Origin of the sequence: Peribacillus sp. NPDC046944 (assembly GCF_050272735.1) — a bacterium.
In the GTDB taxonomy this organism is placed as follows: Bacteria; Bacillota; Bacilli; order Bacillales; family DSM-1321; genus Peribacillus.
In genome coordinates this window covers 312,552-334,373 of record NZ_JBNNML010000002.1, presented here as the reverse complement: position 1 = coordinate 334,373, position 21,822 = coordinate 312,552, and the positions used below count along the sequence as shown (strand labels likewise).

Genomic DNA, 21,822 nt, shown 5'->3' with positions numbered 1-21,822 from the left:
TCCTAATCCCGTAGCGATTTCCCCGTCAATTGTAGGAAAAGACTCTCTAAATTCGGTTCCTTCCTTTCAAAGGACAGCACTTTAACAGTGGACTTCACAGCAGAAGCTATAATATCAGAGACGATATTCGGGTGATTGGTCACCATGACTTCTAGTGTGTGTGTTTCTTCATTAATCACGACTCTATCCACATTCTCCAACCCTTCCAATTCCTTAAGCCACATACCATTGAGGGAATCGACCTGTAGTTTGATGAATATTCCCTCCGTCAACGTGTCACATAAGGCTTCTTTCTTGCCGAGCGCAATGATTTTCCCTTCATCGACGATTGCGATCCGGTCGCAAAGGTGCTCGACTTCCTCCATATAGTGACTGGTATAAATCACCGTCATCCCTTCCCTATTCAACCGCTTCACCGTTTCTAGAATATGGTTGCGCGATTGCGGATCGATTCCGACCGTTGGCTCATCCATGATCAGTAGCTCAGGCTCATGCATTAAAGCGGCTCCGATATTCAGCCTCCTTTTCATCCCGCCCGAGAAGGTTTCGACTTTATCTTTGGCCCTATCCAACAACCCGATGATTTCAAGCACAACCCCTGCCCTTTGTTTCCCTTGTGCCCTCGTCAGTCCCTGCATCCTTCCCCAGAACAGTAAATTATCCTGTGCGCTCATCGTCGGGTACAGAGCAATTTCCTGTGGAACGATTCCAATTTTCTTTTTAACGTCCCTTGGCTGTTTTTTCACCGAAAGACCATCGATAAGGATGTCTCCCGAGTCATAAGGCAACAACCCGCAAATCATGGCAATCGTCGTTGACTTACCTGCTCCATTTGGTCCCAACAAACCGAAGGATTCCCCTTTATCCACCGAAAAGGAAACATCCTGTACGGCCACATGCTTCCCGTATGATTTCCTGACCTCTTTCACCTTTAACACGATACATTCCCCCTCGTATGACGCTTCCCCCTAATTCTATGACCAAAGTAAAAAAAAACCATCTGCCTCAAGGAAGAATTCCATAAAAAAAATGACCTTCGTCTATGCCGAAAGTCATCTATCTTGGATGATATGGAAGTTTCACTCTGTAAACGTAGTAACCCCATATCGTACGGCAAAAACGGCAGCCTGGGTGCGGTCACGTAATTCAAGTTTGGAAATGATATTGGAAACATGGTTTTTCACGGTGCCCTCCGTGATGCACAAAGTGGCTGCGATTTCCTTGTTACTTTTTCCATGGCCAAGATCCCGAAGGACATCATATTCCCTGTTTGTTAAATCACCAAGGACAGCAGGCGATTCACTCGCTTTCCTTTCTTTTTCGCTCCTTAACTCTCGAAGCATGTGTATGGTGATTTCCGGGGGCAGCACCACCCCACCTGATTGAACGGTCCTGATGGCATTTGCAATCATGTCCGCTGACATGTCCTTCAGCAAATACCCGCTCGCCCCTTCCTCCAATGCTGAGAAAATGAGGGCACTATCTTGAAACGTTGTAAGCATCAGCACCTTTGTATGGGGAAGTTTTGATGTAATCAACTTTGTCCCTGCCACACCATTCGTCTGTGGCATCCGGATATCCATCAACACAATATCCGGTTTCATTTCCACTGACCGTTCATAAGCCTCCATGCCGTTACTTGCCACGCCAACCACTTCCAGTTCTGGACGCAAATTCAACAAAGCCGCCAAACCGTCACGGATGAGCGGCTGATCATCAACCACCATTACCCTTATCATCACGTTCCTCCTATCGCCCATTTTTTCTCGTTTAACGGGAACTCTGCGGTCATATGGAACCCTTGGGCTTCCTTGCTTCTATATGACAACACCCCACCCATTTCATTAATCCGGTCTTGCATCGTCTTCAACCCGAACCCTGGAAGGATAAGGCTTGCACCCTTGCCGTTATCCTGGATCTCAACCCTCACCATTTCCGGAATGCAGACCAGCCTGATTGAACTAACCGTTGCATTTCCATGACGTTTTGCATTGGTTAGACTCTCCTGAATCACACGGATGAGTGTTGGCTGAAGGGTATGGGGAATAAGGCTTGAATCCCCCGAAAGTTCAAGAGTCGATTTCAGGCCTGTCGATTGGTGAAATTCATTCAGCAACCTATTCACACTTGTCAGGAAAGCCGTCTCGTCTTCATTCAATGCCTGAACGGAATAGCGAACCTCCTCCAAGGCACCCTGGGCCAAATCCTTGCAAATATTCATCGTACCCTTCGCCTTTTCCAAGTCATGGTCAATCAGTTCATAAGCTAGCTCCATCTGCACGAATAAGGCTGTCATCTTATGTCCCACCGTATCATGTATCTCCCTTGCAATCCGGTTTCTCTCTCTGATTTTTGCCGTTTCCTCTGCCTGAAGGGAATATTCCTGCAACCGTTTATGGGCCACAGACAGCTCTTCATGCGCCTCATTCAATTGTAAGTATTGCTCATTCACCACATCACTGGCCTCAGTGAGTTTCCGGATCAAATTGCCGACTACAGACGTAAAGGCGACAAATGAGAAACTCATGAGGTTATCCATGATATCTAGCGTACCTGTTTGTAAATAGGTCGAAATCATAACCAACCCCCATAGGAATACAAAAAACAAGCCAAATATTCTATGTTTCTTAGACTCCGAGACAAGGATAAACACAGTAATCGCAACGACACCGACTAGAATCATATAAAGGGTAGTCTGGGGGAACAAAAATCCATATACAAAACTGAGGATGCCATCGAAATAGACGATTCGGAGATCATGTTGAATTGAATCCTTATAAAAAAGCAAATAATGATTCAGGATAAAACCAATAGCGATCAAGATGAGCAGGCCTTTTACATATGGATTGGAATCCGGAATCCTCCAGTAATACATAAAGCTGATCATCAAGAACATGGCAATCCGTAGATTGACTAACCACCCCATACCGTCCGCCCTCTTTCCTTCTCTCTTCTACCATCATGCCTAAATTATGGTAGAAAATAAAGAGCTTATTTTTCCGAAAACGAAAAACCCCCCTGTTCAGGAGGGTCTCATATTCTCTTATTCTTAAAAGAACTCATGATATAGCGCCTGGATGGCCGTCTCTTCGCTATGACCCTTCACACCGAACATCATGCTCACTTCGGAAGAACCTTGGTTAATCATTTCAATGTTGACCTTAGCATCGGCCAACGCTTTCGATGCCCTAGCCGTTGTTCCCACATTATGACGCATGCCTTCACCGACGACCATGATCAAGGCCAGATTATGTTCAACAATGACTTGATCGGCATGAAGCTCCTGCTTAATGCGCGAAACAATTTTCGCCTCGGCCTCTTCACTCATTTGATCTTGACGGAGGATGATCGTGACATCATCAATGCCAGATGGGGCATGTTCATAAGATACACCGTAATCTTCAAGAATATGAAGCAATTTACGACCGAATCCAACTTCACGGTTCATCAAGTATTTATTAATGTAAATACTGCAAAACCCTTTGTCACTCGCAATCCCTATGACGGGCCCATTCATATTATCACGGGTACTCACAATCCTTGTCCCCTGTGCACTCGGATTGTTCGTGTTCTGTATATGTACTGGAATACCAGCACGGAATGCAGGGATTAACGCTTCATCGTGAAAGACCGAAAAACCGGCATAAGACAGTTCTCGCATTTCCCGATACGTCAATTCACGTATTCCCTTCGGATTGGACACCACATGTGGATTCACTGCGTACACGGCATCCACGTCCGTAAAGTTCTCATATAAGTCTGCCTTGACGCCATTTGCAAGAATCGAACCCGTAATATCCGATCCGCTCCTTGAAAAGGTTAAAACATCCCCATCCATTGTATATCCGAAGAATCCGGGGAATACCACGATACCCGGCTCCTCACGAAGTGCATATAAACGCTCATATGATTCAGGAAGCACCTGTGTATATCCGCCCTCATCCGTCACAATCAAGCCGGCTTTCATCGGGTCCATATACTGAGCCTCTACCCCACGACTCCGAAAATAGGCTGAAACCAGCTTCGCATTATTATCTTCTCCGCTCGCCTTCAAGGCATCCAAATAACGCTTCGGTTTACTCTGGTCTGCATGCAGCAGGCTATATAAATTGTCACGTATCTCCGCAATGACCTCTCCTGGAATGTCTAACTCCTCAGCAATACTCGCATATCGAGAAACGACATCTTCTATTAAAAGCCCACCATCATCCCCATGCAACTGGCGTTCCGCAGCGGCAATCAGTAAATCCGTCACCTTTATATCATCAGAATTGCGTTTCCCTGGTGCTGAAACAACGATGACTTTTCTCTCTGGATCTGAAACCACAATTTCGAATACCTTCTTCAATTGTTCTCCCGACGCGAGTGAGCTCCCGCCAAACTTTGCTACTTTCATCCCGACAACCCCTATTTTTAGAAATATTCTGTCAAAATCAACTCTCCCTATTATTACGCTTTTTTACGAAACAATCAAGGATTAATTCCATTATATGAGGACATATGTATTTTTGATAAAGACAATTCGAATGAAATTTTCATGATGGTTAAATTGCCTTATCCTATCCGCCCAATTTAAGTTCTACACATAAAAAAGCTTCCCGAAAAATCGAGAAGCTAAATCATTAAAGCCCACATTTCACTTACCGATTATCCACAGTTTCTGGATACAAGTCATGGTTCATCAACCGGTAACTCGCCATTTCTTCAAACTTCGTCCCTGGTTTTCCATAGTTCGTATAAGGATCAATGGAAATGCCACCCCGTGGAGTGAACTTGCCCCAGACCTCAATATACTTCGGATCCATCAATTCGATTAAATCATTCATGATGATATTCATGCAGTCTTCGTGAAAATCTCCATGATTGCGGAAAGAGAACAAATACAATTTCAACGACTTGCTTTCGACCATTTTCACACTCGGAATGTAGCTGATATAGATGGTCGCAAAATCAGGCTGCCCCGTAATCGGACATAAACTCGTAAACTCCGGGCAATTGAACTTGACGAAGTAATCCCTGTTCGGATGCTTATTATCAAAGGACTCCAAAATTTCCGGTGCATAATCAAAGGAATATTGTGTACCCTGGTTTCCTAGTAGGGTGATATCCTTTAATTCTTCTTCTTTTCTTCCAGACATATAAACGTCCTCCTCTTCCACGTATCCAGGGAGGTTCATAATGGGGCCTCTACACAAATAAAAACCATATCTCCTTAAAGATATGGTTGATTCGCAAAATATCAAGCCATAGTTTTTTTAAGAGGGTGATGCTATGAACCTCTCCCGTTTATCGGGAATTCATTTGATTTTATCATGTGTAAATATAGTAGATAAACTCAATTCTGTCAATATCAAACTTTGAAACTTTCTTATCTTAAGCTAGAATATATAAAGAGTTTATCCTAAATGAAGGAAGAGATTACAGCCATGTGGATTTTTGCAGCCCTCATCACCAGTTTTTGTTTCGGCATCAATAACAGCATTTTCAAATGGAGTGGAACAAAGGGCCATTCCAAAATACATATCCAGTTCTTCTTTTATTTTGTTGCTTTCATTCTATCCATTATGTATGGTGTGCTCGTCGATGGGCTGAACCTGAATTGGGTCTCCATCCTGCTAGGTGCGGCAATCGGGGTCCTCAATGCTAATGGGAATATCCAAATGGCAAGTGCCTTTGAAAAAGGCCCGGCAAGCCTGACTTCCCCTTTAATCGCGGCGAATACCATTTTCCCGATTCTCTGTGCAGCGCTCATTTTTCATGAGCACATTTCTCAGTTACAATGGAGCGGCGTCATCTGTATGTTGCTCGCCACCTTGATCATCCAGTACACGCCAAATGCCAAAGGGAATCATCAGTATGTCCCTTGGATGATGCATACCTTATTTGCCATCTTCTCCTTTGGCGTCCTCGGCATCCTGATGACGACAACGACACGCCTTCACCTGAGCTCCCTTGATATTCTGGTATCCATGTACGGAGGAGGAACGGTTTACCTCATGGTCGCGATGGGCATTAAACATGAGAAAATTAAATCTAAAGAAATCAAGATTGGTTCCTGTGTAGGCCTCTTGAGCGTGATCGGATACGGCTGCTATTTCTTCGCCCTGAATACCGGCATAGCAAGCATCATCTTTCCAGTCGTCAGCCTCAACTGCCTGATCGTCGTATTCGCTGGTTGCTACCTATTCAAAGAAAAACTAAAAACCTACCAAATCGCCGGCGTCTTCGCAGCCCTGATCGGAATCATCCTAACCAAAATCTAAAATTCAAATCCCATTCCCGAGCCACCTTGGGAAATGGGGTCTGACCCCTTAACCAACTGTCATGAACCCTGTTGTACCAAGCATATTTCACTTGAATGAATTCTGGGAAATAGGGTCTGACCCCAAAAAGTGTTGACATCTCGTTTGATTTATCAGATAATTATGAATATTAAATATTTTAGAGAGCAGCATAGGCTAAATGTTTGATTGCCCGGTAAGAATGGGTATATAGTAAGTGTGTACTTCGAAGGTACCATGATAAAGAAAGGAAGATGGAAAATGGTTAAAGTTACTGTGAAAGTGGATTACAATGGAAAGTCATATCAAACGAATGTTCTTGCAAAACCAGGTGCTAATGAGCAGGAAATTTTCCAAATGGCACTTCATCAAGTCGAGAAACAATGGAAGGAATAAAAAAGCAGGCATCGCCTTAGATACCTGCTTTTTTTATTGCCTTTTTTTATGCAACTTCCAAAATCCAATCGAATGGATCCCCTTACCCTACCATATGAAATTTCCTCCAACAAAAAAGAGCGCCTTTTGAAGGACGCCCTCTTTTGATAGATTCTCTTACAAGTAACCCCAAGTCATAGCTAGTAAAGTACCGAAGACCGTGAATAATGCAATGAACATACCGTAATAAACGTTTACGTAAATTGCTTTTCCATCTTTCGTTTCACCAGCATGCATGAATACAACAAGTTGAAGACCTGCTTGTATAAATGCAGTAACAAGAAGTACCGTCATACCAACTGGGAATGACATATCAAAGAAGTAAACGGCAAGAGCCACTGCAGTAAGAATCATTGAGAATACAAAACCCATTACTTGTTTTCGTGGGAACAATTCAGACATTATGAGATCATTCCTTTCAGATAGATGAAGCTAAAGATAAAGATCCAAACTACATCCAAGAAATGCCAGTAAAGAGAGAAGATAAACGATTTATTAGCTGTCGCTGGAGTCAATCCGCGCTTTTTAACCTGAAGGATAATGAACGTTCCCCAGAATAGACCAGCGGTTACGTGAGCTCCATGAGTTCCTAATGTTGTCATCAGCATGGCTGTGAAAGCACTAGTTTGTAATCCTGCCCCAATATGAACATAGTGGATAAACTCGTAAACTTCTACGCATAAGAATCCTAGGCCTAGCAGAAGCGTGATAGCAAAGAAAGTTATCATCGCTTTCTGTCTGCCAAGACGCATGGCGTGAATACCAAGACCGATAACAAAACTACTTGTTAAAAGTAAGATTGTTTCAGCTAGAACTGGAGTGATTTCAAAAATCTCCACTCCAGGGCCTCCAGCAGTACGGCCCTGTAATACGAAATATCCAGCAAAAAGTGTAGCGAAAAGCATAATTTCAGCACCAAGGAAAATCCAGAAACCAAATATCTTCAGACTATTCTCTTCAGTACTATATTCAAGTGGCAGCGAGTTATCAATTTTCATTATTTAGCACCTCGCAATTTTGATTCTGTCTCTTCAATTTCTTCAACTGAAATGTAGTGACCATGATCTTCCTCGAATGACCGAAGCGCCATACAAACAAAGATCGCGATTGTAGCAACGATAGCAGGAATCCAAAGTGCAAATATGAATGAGAAGCCCCAAACAAAGAATATCGCACTCATGATGATCGGCATTCCGCTATTATTAGGCATATGAATTTTTTCATACTTGCCTGGGAATAAGTCATGTCCCTTTTTCTTAGCATCCCAAACAGGTTCGATTGAATTAACCTGTGGTAATACGGCAAAGTTATATTCCGGTGCAGGGTTATGAGTAGACCATTCAAGAGAACGAGCATCCCATGGATCTGAACCGATGTTTCTTGGAGAGTAACGTACACTGTAGTACACGTTATAGACGATTACTACAAAACCTACAGCAAGTCCAGCTGCTCCAATGAAGGAAATCATATTCATCAACCCGAATCCAGTTGATTCGGAATATGTGTACATACGACGTGCTTGACCATCTAATCCACTGAAGAACATTGGCATAAAGGCAACTAATGTACTCATTGTAATGATCCAAGCTGAAATCTTACCAAGCTTTTCATTCAACATGAAACCGAACATTTTTGGCCAGTAGAAATGCAGACCAGCTAGCATCGCGAATACAACACCAGGAATAATAACCATATGGAAATGGGCTACCAAGAACATTGTATTATGGTACTGGTAATCGGCTGCTGACATACCAAGCATTACCCCAGTAACACCACCGATAGTAAAGATCGGTAAGAATAGTACTGAATAAATCATTGGAGTGGTAAATGTAATCTTACCTTTCCAAAGCGTGAACAACCAGTTGAATATCTTAACTCCGGTTGGAACAGCAATCGCCATCGTTGTGATAGAGAAGATACTGTTTGTAAGTGCTCCTTGACCCATAGTAAAGAAGTGATGCACCCATACTAAGAATGAAAGAAGCGAGATAAGAACCATTGAAGCTACCATTGATTTATAACCATATAGGTTACGTTTGGCAAAGGTTGAGATAACCTCACTATAAATACCGAATGCCGGCAAGATTAAGATATAAACCTCAGGATGTCCCCAAACCCAGAAGAAGTTGGCCCAAAGCATATCCATACCGCCACCAGTTGTTGTAAAGAAGTGGGTTCCGAATAATCTATCCATTGTTCCCATGATAAGCAACACTGTTAATACAGGGAAAGCGAAAACAATGATTAAGTTAGTGATTAAAGCTGACCAAGTAAACATTGGCATTTTCATCAATGTAATACCAGGTGCTCTCATTTTCAGGATTGTAGTGATGAAGTTAATACCCGTCATCAATGTACCAAGACCTGAAATCTGAAGAGCGAACATGTAATAATTCGAGCCTACCGACTCACTGAAGTCATTACCTGCCAGTGGGAAATAAGAAGTCCAACCTGCATCAGGAGAACCACCGACTACGAATGAAATGTTTATTAACATCGCACCCATAAAGAATAACCAGAAACTTAATGCATTTAGACGTGGGAATGCTACGTCACGTGCACCGATTTGAAGCGGAACAACGATGTTCATGAACGCCATGATAAATGGCATTGCCATGAATATAATCATTACGACACCATGTGTCGTGAAAATTTCATTATAATGCTGTGCATCTAAAAGAGTGTTATCTGGTACGGCAAGTTGTGCACGCATCATGATAGCATCTGCGCCACCGCGGAAAAGCATGGCTAAAGCCGCAATTATATACATGATACCGATACGTTTATGGTCAACCGTTGTTAACCATTCACGCCAAAGATAACCCCATTTTTTGAAATAGGTCAAACCAGCAATTATGGCAAGCGTAGTAAGACCAATGGCAACCATCGATGCGTAAATCGCAAGACTTGGATGAGGTACGGCAAATCGATCAAAGAATTCCATACTATCGTGACTCCTTTTGGAAATTTATTGTTTACCCTGTAAGGTTAGTTGTATAACTAACCCCACATCTTAATGATTGCTATGTTCTTCGTGTTCTTCGTGTTCTTCGTGTTCTTCGTGCTCTTCGTGCTCTTCGTGTGAACCTTCGTCTGATCCATGATCATGTCCACCATTTTCACCCTCAGGAGCAGGACTGAATTCTAGATGAGTTCCAGTGTAAGTGGATGTACCAAGATGACCTGGTTCTAATAACTCATCGAATTTATCTTCTGTAAGAGGTTTAGCAGTTTGATGCACTTCATCTACCCATTCATCAAACTCGGCTTCAGGCATTGCTGTAACGTTGAACGTGTTCTCAGCGAATCCTTTACCACTAAAGTTTGCGTTTCTACCCATGTATTCACCTGGTTCGTCAGCTGCTAGGTGCAGAGTGTTAACCATGTCGCTCATTGCGTATTTTTGACCACCAAGTTGTGGAATCCAGAAACTTGTGATTGGTCCATAAGAGTAAAGTTTGAATTCAAGCGGACGGTCTGTTGGAATGTATAAATAGTTAACCGTTTCAATATTTTCTTCTGGATAACTAAAATGCCATTTCCAGTTAGATGTTGAAGCGTAAACAACCAAAGGCTCTTTATCTTCATATCCTTCAGGTGTTGCCTCTACTTTATAGTTACTTTGAGTAGAAACAATAGAAAGGAAACCTACAATTAAAATTGGAACACCAACACAAATTGTCTCTACAAGTTTACTTCCTTCAATATGAGGCGGTTCGTAATCCTTACTTTGTTTAGAAGCTCTGTACTTGACTAACATATAGATTAAAATTCCAAAAACGACTAGAACGATAATCGACATTAATCCAATAGATAACATTATGTCCTTAGCTTGCGTTTCAGCTTGAGGCCCTTTTGGATCTAAGACCATTAATGGTTCGCAGCCTGTTAACACTGTGGCAACAGTAAAAAGGATGGTTAAAAAAGCCCACTTTATTTTCATCGTGCTACCCCTCTCTTAGTATAATATATTTGACATTGGTAATTATTCGGAGAAAACATTTACCAATCTTTAAACCTCTTATTCTCATATCTTAGTTCCAAGTGGAAAAAAAGACAATATGAAATGAAGAATGTCATAAAAAGTTCATTTAAAAACCGTAAATATGTGGTAAATGAGCAGTTATATTGTATTATTTTTTTCTTATGCCCTATAATAAATCCTTATAATGAAAAACGAGACAGTTTCCCAAAGTACAGGATTGTCCCTACCTATGTCTATTTTATTTTATATTAATATAGTGAAATAAACAATTGTAACATTATACATCATGGGGAAATATGCCTCAAAATCACCTCTAATGTTAAATATTTCACAATATGAGTAGGATAATATGTCTAATCTGGTATAAACATCCTTTTTCTTCACTTACTTATTTTATACTGATATAAATTATTGTAAGTGTTTTTCCCTTAGCCATTGTGGAAACTAAAAAATCATACTTTTTTATCATTACCTGCATACGGTTTTTTTAAAGTAAATAAGCGTTTCTTCTATTGAAGAAACGCTCTACTCTCCTAATAAAAAAGAAGAAAGGTGTCAAATTGACACCTTTCTTCTTTTTGTTTTGGACTTGAATTTTATAAGCTTCGTTGTTTCCGGTATAATTCTTTCCCCTTTTTTGGTGTTCGCCGTCATTTCTTCTGCCAAGACAAATAATATACCAACCAAGAAAATACTCGCTGCACTTAACGCTATGGTTATCCCTATTGTTGATAGCACATACCCTCCGTTGTAACCGCTTACAGAAAAACTGATTAAAAACAATATAATTCCGATTGTACATCCTGTGCCTGATACCCATTTCAATGCATCCATGATTTTCTGATTAGCTTCCATCCTGTCAGCTCCTTTTCTTTCTATTTTAACAATTTTCACATTTTTGTCAATATTTCTACTATTTTACATTATAAACACGTTGTTTTCCTTGACAAATTTGGAAGGGAATATAGATATGTTCCCTCATGGTTATATTATTAGCTATACTAAAAATTCTACTCTAAAAGAAAAGACTTCGGACAGTTTTCAATCCGAAGTCTTTTCCTATTAAGAACCTTTCAAGGTTATCGTCAACGTCTTTTCTTTTGCCCCTCGATAGATCTTGAATGTTACCTTGTCACCTATTTTCTTATCTTTGTACAGTTGTTTTCTCAATTCAGCAGCCGTGCCAATCTTGGCGCCCTCAATCGCCACGATGACATCCTGTTGCTGGAGACCTGCATCCGCAGCCGCCGAACCTGGTTCTACACTATTGACCATTACCCCGGTTTTTGCAGGCTCAGGCATTTTCTGTAGATAATATTGTGGGAGTTCCTCTGTATTGGTAAGACTGACACCTAAATAGGGTCGCGTAATTTTTCCCTTTTCGATTAGCTCTTTTACTATCGGGATGACCTCGTTACTTGGAATCGCAAAGCCTAAGCCCTCCACTCCACTTTCCGATATTTTCAAGCTATTGATGCCAATCACTTCACCAGCCGTATTGATTAAGGCACCCCCGCTATTTCCAGGGTTGATGGCCGCATCCGTTTGTAACACATCCAGCTCCCATTCGCCGTCCGAAGTATCAACCGAAATCGCCCTTCCCGTTGCACTAATGATTCCTTGTGTTACTGAGCGCGAAAAATCAAGTCCGAGCGGATTCCCGATGGCCAATACCTCCTCACCTGGTCGAATGCTATCAGAATCACCAATACTGACGGCTTCCGGAGCAATTGAATCATCAATCGTCAACACCGCTAAGTCCGTTAAGGCATCAGCACCGACCACCTCTGCTGTTGCCTTTTTCCCATCATATAACGATATTTCCACTTCCTTAGCTCCTTCGATTACATGGTTATTCGTGATGATATAGGCTTTGCCATTATCTTTTTTATAAATGACCCCTGATCCCGTGCCACTTTCCACCGTTTCATTTTCCGTACTTTGCTGCTGGAGGGGATACCGACTTTGTGTTTCTTGAAAGTTGACGACACCTACAATCGATTTTGAAGCTGTTTCAACCATATCAGCCCTCTGATTGGAATCTGTACTCGTCGACAATTTCTGTGGAGTGACCGTTTGCTCTACGGCTGCGGTTTGAGAGGTTTCATTCACGGATTTTTTCTCGGTATCCCCAAACTCACCCCCGAATACAAATACAGAAGAGGTTACTAAAGAAGCGACCACTCCAGAAACAAGGCCAGTAAACACATGTGACTTTACTTTTTTCGGTTTTTCTTTCACCCTGACTTGTCCTTCACCATTATAGTTCTCCATCTTCTTCCCTCCTATTTATGACTTTCACCTGCCTCCATCATAAACAGGAATTATTAAAAAATTCTTAAGAAACCTTGAAAAAATATAAATTTCTTAGATGGACCGATATATTTGTGGATTGGACCGATAAAGGTCTGGTTTTGACCGATAAATCATCCAAATTGACCGATATATTTACGACTTTGACCGATAAACTGCTTACAAACAAAAAAAGACGCCTCTATTAAAGGCGCCCCTCCTTACATCACTTCATACACTTCTTTTTTCTGCTTATTCACGCCATACCAGCCATACGTGGCAGTATGTCCACCTTCGTTACTATCATTGACGACTTCAAAGACTTGAAAAATATAGTCTCCCTTTTCATCATCGTGATCATATTGGATTTGTAGATGCGGATTATTTTCGGCATCCACATAATCCTTCACCAGCTGCTCCGCTTTCGCTTTTGTAAAGCCTTGGTCCGGGTCCTTCTCCTCTTCAACCGGTCCTTCTTCGGCTGGTTCTTCCTTAGCGGCTTTTTCCTCTTCTTGTGCTTCCTTCGGCGTTTCTGTTTCTACTGCCGGTTTATCTTCAGCTTCCGACTCGGGGATAGCTTCTGATTCCTCCCCCGTTTGGTCATCCGTCGTTTCCTCTAAATCCGTCTCCTCTTCAACTGGTTCTACGTCGGCTTCTTCCGTTTTCACCAACATTTCCGTAGCCTTTTGAACCATCAACTTGCCTTCTTCAAACTTTGCCTTATATGCGGCTGCCTCTTCGAAAAAGACCTGTGCTCCTTCTACATCCTGTTCTTCATATTTTTTCATTCCATCGTAAAGTAGGCCTGATAGCTCCATCAGCTCTTTCGCTTCCGCAGTGGGATCATCTTCATAAGCCAACTCAAATGCTTCATGTGCTTCTAAATAATTCTCTTCCTTTAGTTGGCTTTTCCCCAATTCCATGTTTGAGTCATACATCCTCGTTGCACAACCTGAAACGATAAATACCATCAATAAAATACATACGGATAATTTCTTCATAGTAGCACTCCCCATCCTTGTTAAATGTCCTAAGTTGTCCTATCAATCTCTAAATCTATCTTACCCTATTTCATAAGAAATATCTGACATCTATGTATGAAAGCGACTTTTTTATGGGATATTCATTTTTAGGGTTACTTTTTTACAAATAGTGGTACATCATAATTAAACACTTGAAGGGGTGGTATAAATGAGTCAAGAAAAGCAGACGTATCATGTGGATTTAGTGAGTGGAGATATTCTGGCACAGAAACTAGATGAAAACCCAAGCTTCACCATACAAGCGAATGATGACGAATTAGCCGAGTTAAAGCAATGTTTGGACGATCATCTGAAAGATGATCTTGAAGCTTTTGCCCGTTCTCACGTACCTTATCTTCTCTACCATCATGACCGGGCCAATGATAAATATGATGCGGCCATGAAAAAACTATACCGGATCATATACAGGTTAGGTGACGAGGCCGCCCGGAATCACATTGAGGAGATTGGCATATTGGAGGATAACAAATTCGAGGGAGACAGTGAAATCCAGAAGTTTAAATAAGCACCCCATTAGAACAGGATCTTATATATGAAGATTCTGTTTCTTTTTTCATATAAGGAGGTAGGGATGATAAGAGCGATGAAGTTTGTCCTATTGGCTTGCTCTCTTTGTCTACTGTATGGCTGCATGCAAAATCCATCCAGTAAAAAAACCGTGGAGGAAAGTGAAGCAAGCCCAACAACGGAAGAGTCCTCTGAAGAAAGCGGCCTCGAGCAAGGGGTCAGCCAAGTGGCGGAAGGATATTCACAGGCACCCGGGGAAAACGATGCAATCGGTTCAGATAAAGAAAAAGAAATTTATCTTTACATGAAGTCACTATACAACACTGGAGGACAGAATACCCAAGACGCCATCACGGAAAAGGCGAGTAACAAATTCGAGATTACACAAGAACAGGCCGGTACGATTTATATGCAGTATGAAATGAAGTTATCCAAGCCCAAATGAAAAATCCGCTACACTGAAACAAAAGACCAGCAATCATGGCGACTGCTGGTCCTTAATGTTTCAGTGTTTTTGTTTATAATAGGTCACAGCCAAGGCAAGGGCGAGAACTGCGCCTTTCACGATGTCCATTGCATAATATGGGACCGACATCATGATTAGCCCATTTTGCAGGATACCAATCAAAACGGCCCCGATGAACGTTCCGAAAGCATTCGGTTTACCTGCTCCTAGAACAGAAGAACCAATGAAGGCCGCCGCCACCGCATCCATTAAATAGGGAGAACCTGAATTGATTTCTGATGTCATGACGCGGGAAGCAAGGACGATCCCGCCGATAGCAGCGAACAGCGCCGACAGAAGATAGGCCACTACTTTATATTTATTGACTGAGATTCCCGAAAGTCTAGCCGCCTCCTTATTTCCGCCAATGATGTACATATAACGGCCATGCTTCGTGTAGGTCAAAAAGATATGAGTCGCAACGACAATGACGCCCATGATCAGGATAATCCAAGGCACTTGTCCGATTTTGGCGAAAAATGGGCTGATTAAACCTGTAGCGAATGTTCCATCAGGCATCACCATGTTTTGTGAAACCGTGGCCCCTTTTGTATAAGTAAGGGCAAGCCCTTGAATGATGAACATGGTCGCCAATGTCATCAGCATGTCCGGGATCCTTAACTTTACAATCATGAATGAATTCAATGCGCCCACCACAAGCGAAGCACCAATGGCCGCTATTATCGCAATCAACGTATCCTGGGAAAACCAGACAAACATCGAGATGACGATGGCATTGGCTAATGAGGCAACGGAGCCAACTGACAAATCGAAGCCGTCAACCGTCAAGGAAATCGTGATCCCGATGGCGATGATCGTCACGATGGAGATGGAACGTAAAATGTTAATAAGATTATTCGTTTGAATGAACGATGGATTTGCAATAGCAAAAACGGCAATCAAGATGATGATCGTCAGAATCGTTCCATATTTATAAAAGAATTCGAACAGATCAACTTTTTTCCTGGCTGGCGTTGTTGGTTTCTCTGTAAGAACCGGAATTGGTGTACTCATCCTATTTGCCCCCTGTTGAGTAGAATAGTAGTTCTTCTTCATTTGTCTTGCTTGTCTCTAGCTCCTTGACCATCCTTCCGTCATATAAAACATAGGTCCTGTTTGTGATTCCTATGATTTCGGCCAATTCGGATGATGCATAAATAATCGCTTTCCCCTTTTGGGCTAACTTTGCGATCAGTTCAAAAATATCCTTCTTGGCCCCGACGTCGACGCCTTTTGTCGGCTCATCGAATATGTATACATCCGCATCAGCCAATAACCACTTTCCGATGGCGATCTTTTGCTGATTGCCCCCTGATAGGTTTTCGACCTTCGCTTCCTCTGAAGGCGTTTTGATCCCAAGAGTGGCTATCAGGTCTTTCGCCTTTATCTTTTCTGCCTGGCGATCGACGAAGCTGAATGCCTTACTGAATTTCCCGACACTTGCAGCAGTCAGGTTCGTAGTAACAGACTCCTGTACGAGAACGCCTTCTTTCCTCCGTTCTTCGGGGACTAGTGCCAAGCCGCTCTTCACAGCATGATGGGGCGTTTTCAGAATAAGCTTCCTTCCATTCAACACAACTTCCCCCGTTATAATGGCCGTATGGCCGAAAAGCGTTTTACAAAGCTCCGTTTTTCCTGCCCCAACAAGACCCGCTAAACCGACTATCTCACCGGCCCTCACATGAAGACTGACATCTTTGACTTTATCGGCATCCGACAGTCGGTTCACTTCAAACATCACCGCACCTATCTCGGCATTCACGACGGGAAACTGTTCTTCCATTGACTTTCCAAGCATTTGCTCAATCACTTCGTTTTGTGTGATATCACTGATTCTACTGCGCCTCACACTCTTCCCATTTCTCATGATTGTAATGTCCTCACACACTTCAAATATCTCGGGTAGACGGTGAGAAATGAAAATAATGCCTACACCACGTTGCTTCAGCTCATTCACAATCCGGAATAGTTCCGTTGTTTCCGTATGGCTTAACGGAGCAGTCGGCTCATCGAGAATCAAGAATTTACATGCGGTTGAAACGGCCCTAGCTATCAAGACCATCTGCTTTTCGGCCAACGTAAGGTCCCTTACCAGTTTTTTCGAAGACACATGGATGTTCATTTCTTCCAAGATTTTCGTCGCTTTTCTATGTAATTCCTTCCACTTGATGATTTGTTTTCTCCCCATGTTCTGTACGGATTCATTCAGCATCACGTTCTCCGCAACCGTTAAATAAGGAATGAGGGCCGTATCCACTTCCTGATACACAATTTGAATGCCAGCTTCCTGTGCCGACTTTGGCGAACGGATATCCTGTACCTGGCCATTTAGGAAAATGTCGCCGGTATAATGGACATGAGCTCCTGATAAGACTTTCATTAGCGTCGATTTCCCTGCTCCATTTGCGCCGACCAATGCATGTGCTGTTCCCGACTGTACTGAAAAATTAACTTCACTAAGCGCTTTTACACCTGGAAACTCAATCGATATCTGTTTCATTTCTAGTTGAATGCCCATGTCCAATCCCTCCCATTAAACAGACACTCTCTTCAACTTGAAAGAGAGTGTCTACTGATTCTGATCGTTACTTCTTATAATGTTCTTTCAATACTTTCATCCAGTCTTCTTCAAATTCCGTTGATACTCCCCAGCCTTGAACAATGCCGGATAGATTGGTCATGTTGACAGCGTCCTTCGATGATTGAAGCTGTTTTTGAGATATCAATGATGCTTCTAAATCATAGGTTTGCGGCGTTTCTTCCCCCGCTAGTTTTTTCGCTAGCAGTCTCATATTCACTGCACCAATCAACTTCGGATCAACCGCTGCGGTATACGACCATGAGCTTCCTTTTGTTTGAATCTCCTGAAGGTCGGCATTGGACACGTCAATACCATAGATTTTCACTTCATCGCGCCCCGCTTCTTTTATCGCACGCGCTGCTCCGATAGCGAATGCATCCCATGTTGCGAAAATTGCGTCTATTTTACCTTTTGGATACTTGTTCAACATCGCCGATACCGCGTTTTGCGTCTGGACCGAAGTATCTGAAGATGCCACTCCGAATCTTTCAATTTCATGAATGCCAGGATTTTCTTTCAGCTTTTCTTGATACACGGCATTTCTTCTCACCATAGGAGGGAAACCATCTACCCAAAGGTATGCAATGTTCGCTTCGCCTTTTTGCTCTTCAATCAATTTGTCAAAAGCAAGAGTTGCCAATGCTTCGTCATCTTGTGAGGTTACTGTTACCCCATCAATTTTCGTTAAATCGCCGATGGAATCGAATGTGACTACGCTTTTCCCTGCATCAACCAACTTTTGTACGTCATTCACTGTCGCTGCATCATCACCATGGGAAATGATATAGCCATCATAGTCTTCCTCCAGAGCCTGAGCGATGGCGTCATGGAATTTAGCCGTATCGCCATTGGCCGTAAAAGTATCTACTTGGAAGCCAAGTGCTTCTCCTTCTTCTTGCGCCCCTGCTAAGTATTGGGCCGTGTGATCATCGCCGCCAATTTTACGAATGACTTTAATTTTAGCTCCCTCGCCTTTCGCAAATCGCTCTGGAACATTTTCAAAAGATACCTTTTCCTCTTTTTTCGCTTCCCCTGTACTTTGTCCCGAAGAACACCCCGTCAAAAGCAACGCCGAAGCGATGACTGAAACGAAAGCTCCTTTTAAAATTGATCTTCCCATTTTAATTCCCCCTATTTTTTACATTATTCTTATCTGTTAGCTCGGCATAAACACAAAATAAAAACCTCTCTAAAATAGAGAGGTTTAATCAGCTGGTTTGCAGACTTATCCCTCTCTTATCTGTCAAAACATTTCTGTTTTGCAGGATTTAGCACCAATTCCTAATTGGAACGGTTGCTGGGCATCGTAGGGCCAGTCCCTCCGCCACTCTTGATAAGAGAATATAATGTGTTACGTTTCGTTATGATAAGTACCACTTTATAGGGATATAGTCATTAAGTCAATAGTTTTTAGAATTTTTTAAATGTTTTATTTTCCTTGCAGTTTCGCCAGGCGTCTTTTCTCGATTTTTTCAAGGCGTTCGAATTGGCGTAGTTTCACTTCGAACAGGGTAATCGGATCACGGTAGACTTCAGGATTTTGTCTCATATGTTCCAATGTAGCCTGCTGTTCTTTGATTTCGGCTTTCGTCTGTTCGATATTTTTTTCAAGGATGGCAAATGGACTGCGGTAGAACAGGGATATGTCACGTTCCAAGGATTTTTCGAACAATCCAAACTGAGTAAGGAATCTGTCACTGATCATATCGGCAACATCCTGGAAGTCTTCATTTTCCAAGAACTTCTTATATCGATTGTACATATTCGCTTTATTTTGCGGAATCGCACCAAATAGCTTCCCGGCTCCCTTAAGAATCAACTGAGATGGGGTCCTTCTTAGTAATATGTTTACATTTTCTATTCGGATGCTGCTTGTCATCCGGTCCGCATCACGGCGCCAGTCATCCAAGACCCGGAAGTCCCCGGCCAGTACAATACGTTCTTCTTTATATAGCTCATTGAAGCCTGCGCTCATCTCATCCATGAACTGTTGGCTTTGCGTGAATTCTAACTCAGATGTAGCAATCCAGTCTTGAAGCGAGCGGAAATACTGCGGCATGATTTTATCGGATATAAATGCCTGGATCCGATCGTTCATTTCCTGATTCAACTGTATATGCACTTGGCTAAAGTCACTATTCTCAGATAATGTTTTAGAGCAATCACGCAGTAATTCAGGAATTCGTGTGGAAAGCTGTTTTTTCACTTCTTCTTTTAATAAGCGATAAGATCTTGTAATGTTTTCGGTTTTTTCTTTTTCCAAATCAGTCAACTGATTCGTAGCGCCATTCAACTTCACTTCCATCTGTTCATTCCAAGAAATCGAATGCTCGCATTTCCGTTCATTCGCTGCCCGTTTTTCTAATAGATAGGATAAAGTTTTACGCGTGAAGGCAAGGAGCTTCTCCGCCCTCATTTCCTTCCAATTGCTATCTTGATAGTTTGCGTGAAGGAAGACGGCTAGATCCTGCAGTTGCTGTTTGCTGTCATAAAGCTTGGAGAAAGCAAATACCTTCGCGTTCGGGAAATAAGCATTCACCTTATCCCATGTTTCATCTTCCATCCTGACTGCCACTTGATCACTATAGATGGTATCCATTTTATTCAGCAAGAAATGAATAGGAAGTTTAGGGGCCATTTGTTGCATTTCCAATAGCAAATCACGTTCACTGCCCGTGAAAGGTGCCCGTGCATCCAGAACGAACATCACTCCATCGCTCTCCAGTAAGTAATTTTGGAAGTCAGGGTCTACGCTTTTCTCTCCATTAAATCCTGGAGTATCCAGTAGACGCAGGCGATTATTTCTCAAATAATCACTGATGAGTGTCACATCGACAATCGTTCCGCGTTGACGACGCGTTTCATCCAACTCCGTTAACTCTTCGACCATTTTACGATCTGTATCGGTAATTTCATAGATTTCCAGGTCATCGCCATCTTTAACGCTCACAAGAGATGAATGGTCTTCCGCTGCAATGCTTTCACCCGCTATCGATTGAATGAAGGATGTCTTGCCATTTCCTGCACTTCCAACAAGAAGCAGATTGAAATTGCTCATATCCTTAATTCCCTCAACCATCCATTTCAGCTTATTGCCGACTGATAGATCATTGCTCTCTGCCCATTGAATGATGGAGTGAATCAGTTTTTCGCCTGCTTCGAGACCGCCTCCCAATCTAGGGGATTTCGCTAACAGACTTTCTGCATCTTGAACAACAAGTGCGCTCACTGTATCTGGGAAAATCTCATTCCAGGAAAGGACAGATGCCGCTGCAAATAACGAAATCTCCCCTTCAGAGATTTTCAACCAATTTTCCAACAGTCTTGGTACGACAGGACTTAACTCTTTGACTAAATGCGTACCTTCTAGTAATCCTGCATAGGCATCGCGATAATAGACGGAAAGCTCATCCCAAACATCCCCGTTGTTCAATTCGATTTCATCGATCAATTTATTGATGACCTTAAGCCATTCAAAGTAAGAATCCGTATATTTATAGTTCTTCCAAAGGGCTACCGTCATTTTCTCAAAACGATCTTGGTCAAGATTATATAAGGATCTAAGCACGTTCGCGAAATAATCTGGAGCCGTCGATTGTGCAACGCCCTGCTGGATGTATGTTTTCAAAACATCGAACCAAGTCATTGACTCCGTACGGATACTTTCGTTGGCCGCTAAAACTATCGCGCTATTCCAATCCTTTTGCGCTTCAAAGAAGGAGCGCGCAATTTCCGTGACATTTGGATAATCCGGTTGGAAATCGACTGCTTCCTTCACCACTTTGGATGCCAGATCATTTCTTGTTTCTACTATGTATAGTGAAAACATTTGCAGAAGGACTTCCGTCTTTAATACAGGTTCGCTCGTATTAATGGCTTTATAAATATCTTCTGCCGTCGAATACATCTCTAGCTCAAAGTAGGCATCAGCAATATTCTTCTTAGCCCATTCAGCAAGATTGCCCTCTATATTCTCCCATTTAAATATGGCCGCCTCAAAGTCATGATGCAGGAAGTACACTTCCCCCTGGGCAAACCTGATTGTGGTTAAATCCGATCTTTCCTTTTTTTGTTCCACGAGAAACATTTCTCCCAAGGCTTGAATCGGATGCTTATTTATGTCATCAATCATCGTTTCATAGAACTTTTTGCCAATCAGCTGTTCTTCCATCGTAATTCCCCCGATATATTTC

The 21,822-nt window shown here is 42.3% G+C and carries 20 protein-coding genes and 1 riboswitch; of the genes, 4 read left to right on the top strand and 16 right to left on the bottom strand.

The window, feature by feature from the left end:
* Positions 1-2: 2 nt before the first annotated feature.
* From ACQKIC_RS04595 to queF, 5 genes are all read right to left on the bottom strand, one after another.
* Positions 3-938 (bottom strand): ABC transporter ATP-binding protein, encoded by a 936-nt coding sequence (locus ACQKIC_RS04595; RefSeq protein WP_403124419.1) that lies wholly within the window; start codon positions 936-938, stop codon positions 3-5.
* Between the two features lie 141 nt (positions 939-1,079).
* Positions 1,080-1,739: a response regulator gene (locus ACQKIC_RS04590; RefSeq protein ID WP_402872008.1), complete on the bottom strand. Its 660-nt coding sequence runs from the start codon at positions 1,737-1,739 to the stop codon at positions 1,080-1,082.
* Positions 1,739-2,926, bottom strand: a complete 1,188-nt coding sequence (locus ACQKIC_RS04585; RefSeq protein ID WP_427591628.1) for a sensor histidine kinase — start codon at positions 2,924-2,926, stop codon at positions 1,739-1,741. The genes ACQKIC_RS04590 and ACQKIC_RS04585 overlap by 1 nt, the downstream gene beginning before the upstream one ends.
* A gap of 123 nt (positions 2,927-3,049) precedes the next feature.
* Positions 3,050-4,396 (bottom strand): aspartate kinase, encoded by a 1,347-nt coding sequence (locus ACQKIC_RS04580; RefSeq protein WP_402872014.1) that lies wholly within the window; start codon positions 4,394-4,396, stop codon positions 3,050-3,052.
* Positions 4,397-4,640: 244 nt separating this feature from the next.
* Entirely contained in the window at positions 4,641-5,138 is a 498-nt protein-coding gene (gene queF, locus ACQKIC_RS04575) for a preQ(1) synthase (RefSeq protein ID WP_402872017.1), read from the bottom strand.
* Between the two features lie 267 nt (positions 5,139-5,405).
* Here queF and ACQKIC_RS04570 point away from each other — a divergent pair, with 267 nt between their 5' ends.
* Positions 5,406-6,263: an EamA family transporter gene (locus tag ACQKIC_RS04570; RefSeq protein WP_402872020.1), complete on the top strand. Its 858-nt coding sequence runs from the start codon at positions 5,406-5,408 to the stop codon at positions 6,261-6,263.
* 279 nt (positions 6,264-6,542) lie between these two features.
* Entirely contained in the window at positions 6,543-6,677 is a 135-nt protein-coding gene (locus ACQKIC_RS04565; protein ID WP_402872021.1) for a BA3454 family stress response protein, read from the top strand.
* Between the two features lie 156 nt (positions 6,678-6,833).
* Here ACQKIC_RS04565 and qoxD read toward each other — a convergent pair whose 3' ends face one another.
* From qoxD to ACQKIC_RS04530, 7 genes are all read right to left on the bottom strand, one after another.
* Positions 6,834-7,118 carry a cytochrome aa3 quinol oxidase subunit IV gene (gene qoxD, locus ACQKIC_RS04560; RefSeq protein ID WP_402989226.1) on the bottom strand — a complete coding sequence of 95 codons (285 nt, stop codon included), beginning with the start codon at positions 7,116-7,118 and terminating at the stop codon, positions 6,834-6,836.
* Entirely contained in the window at positions 7,118-7,714 is a 597-nt protein-coding gene (gene qoxC / locus ACQKIC_RS04555; protein ID WP_402989229.1) for a cytochrome aa3 quinol oxidase subunit III, read from the bottom strand. Before qoxC ends, qoxD begins: the two co-directional genes overlap by 1 nt.
* On the bottom strand, positions 7,714-9,660 hold the full coding sequence (gene qoxB / locus ACQKIC_RS04550; protein WP_402872029.1) for a cytochrome aa3 quinol oxidase subunit I: 1,947 nt from the start codon (positions 9,658-9,660) through the stop codon (positions 7,714-7,716). Before qoxB ends, qoxC begins: the two co-directional genes overlap by 1 nt.
* A 69-nt stretch (positions 9,661-9,729) precedes the next feature.
* Positions 9,730-10,659: a cytochrome aa3 quinol oxidase subunit II gene (gene qoxA, locus ACQKIC_RS04545; protein WP_427591629.1), complete on the bottom strand. Its 930-nt coding sequence runs from the start codon at positions 10,657-10,659 to the stop codon at positions 9,730-9,732.
* A gap of 597 nt (positions 10,660-11,256) precedes the next feature.
* Positions 11,257-11,556 carry a hypothetical protein gene (locus ACQKIC_RS04540; RefSeq protein WP_402872035.1) on the bottom strand — a complete coding sequence of 100 codons (300 nt, stop codon included), beginning with the start codon at positions 11,554-11,556 and terminating at the stop codon, positions 11,257-11,259.
* Between the two features lie 207 nt (positions 11,557-11,763).
* Positions 11,764-12,975: a S1C family serine protease gene (locus ACQKIC_RS04535; protein ID WP_427591630.1), complete on the bottom strand. Its 1,212-nt coding sequence runs from the start codon at positions 12,973-12,975 to the stop codon at positions 11,764-11,766.
* Between the two features lie 239 nt (positions 12,976-13,214).
* Positions 13,215-13,994 (bottom strand): hypothetical protein, encoded by a 780-nt coding sequence (locus ACQKIC_RS04530; RefSeq protein ID WP_403079989.1) that lies wholly within the window; start codon positions 13,992-13,994, stop codon positions 13,215-13,217.
* A 190-nt stretch (positions 13,995-14,184) separates the two neighbouring features.
* Here ACQKIC_RS04530 and ACQKIC_RS04525 point away from each other — a divergent pair, with 190 nt between their 5' ends.
* Together ACQKIC_RS04525 and ACQKIC_RS04520 are read left to right on the top strand one after the other, a co-directional pair.
* The gene (locus ACQKIC_RS04525) at positions 14,185-14,541 is read left to right on the top strand and encodes a hydrolase (protein WP_402872044.1); all 357 of its coding nucleotides are present in this window, start codon (positions 14,185-14,187) and stop codon (positions 14,539-14,541) included.
* 66 nt (positions 14,542-14,607) lie between these two features.
* Complete coding sequence (locus ACQKIC_RS04520; RefSeq protein ID WP_427591631.1) at positions 14,608-14,988, top strand: hypothetical protein; 381 nt, start codon at positions 14,608-14,610, stop codon at positions 14,986-14,988.
* 60 nt (positions 14,989-15,048) lie between these two features.
* On the opposite strand, the gene ACQKIC_RS04515 is transcribed toward ACQKIC_RS04520, so the two are convergent.
* The 4 genes from ACQKIC_RS04515 to ACQKIC_RS04500 all read right to left on the bottom strand — a co-directional run bounded on the left by ACQKIC_RS04515 (position 15,049) and on the right by ACQKIC_RS04500 (position 21,800).
* Complete coding sequence (locus ACQKIC_RS04515; protein ID WP_402872050.1) at positions 15,049-16,062, bottom strand: ABC transporter permease; 1,014 nt, start codon at positions 16,060-16,062, stop codon at positions 15,049-15,051.
* A 1-nt stretch (position 16,063) separates the two neighbouring features.
* On the bottom strand, positions 16,064-17,566 hold the full coding sequence (locus ACQKIC_RS04510) for a sugar ABC transporter ATP-binding protein (RefSeq protein WP_427591632.1): 1,503 nt from the start codon (positions 17,564-17,566) through the stop codon (positions 16,064-16,066).
* A gap of 67 nt (positions 17,567-17,633) precedes the next feature.
* Positions 17,634-18,749 (bottom strand): sugar ABC transporter substrate-binding protein, encoded by a 1,116-nt coding sequence (locus tag ACQKIC_RS04505; RefSeq protein WP_402958517.1) that lies wholly within the window; start codon positions 18,747-18,749, stop codon positions 17,634-17,636.
* A 113-nt stretch (positions 18,750-18,862) separates the two neighbouring features.
* Positions 18,863-18,969: riboswitch (SAM riboswitch) on the bottom strand.
* An 89-nt stretch (positions 18,970-19,058) separates the two neighbouring features.
* Entirely contained in the window at positions 19,059-21,800 is a 2,742-nt protein-coding gene (locus tag ACQKIC_RS04500; protein WP_427591633.1) for a GTP-binding protein, read from the bottom strand.
* Between the last annotated feature and the right edge of the window lie 22 nt (positions 21,801-21,822).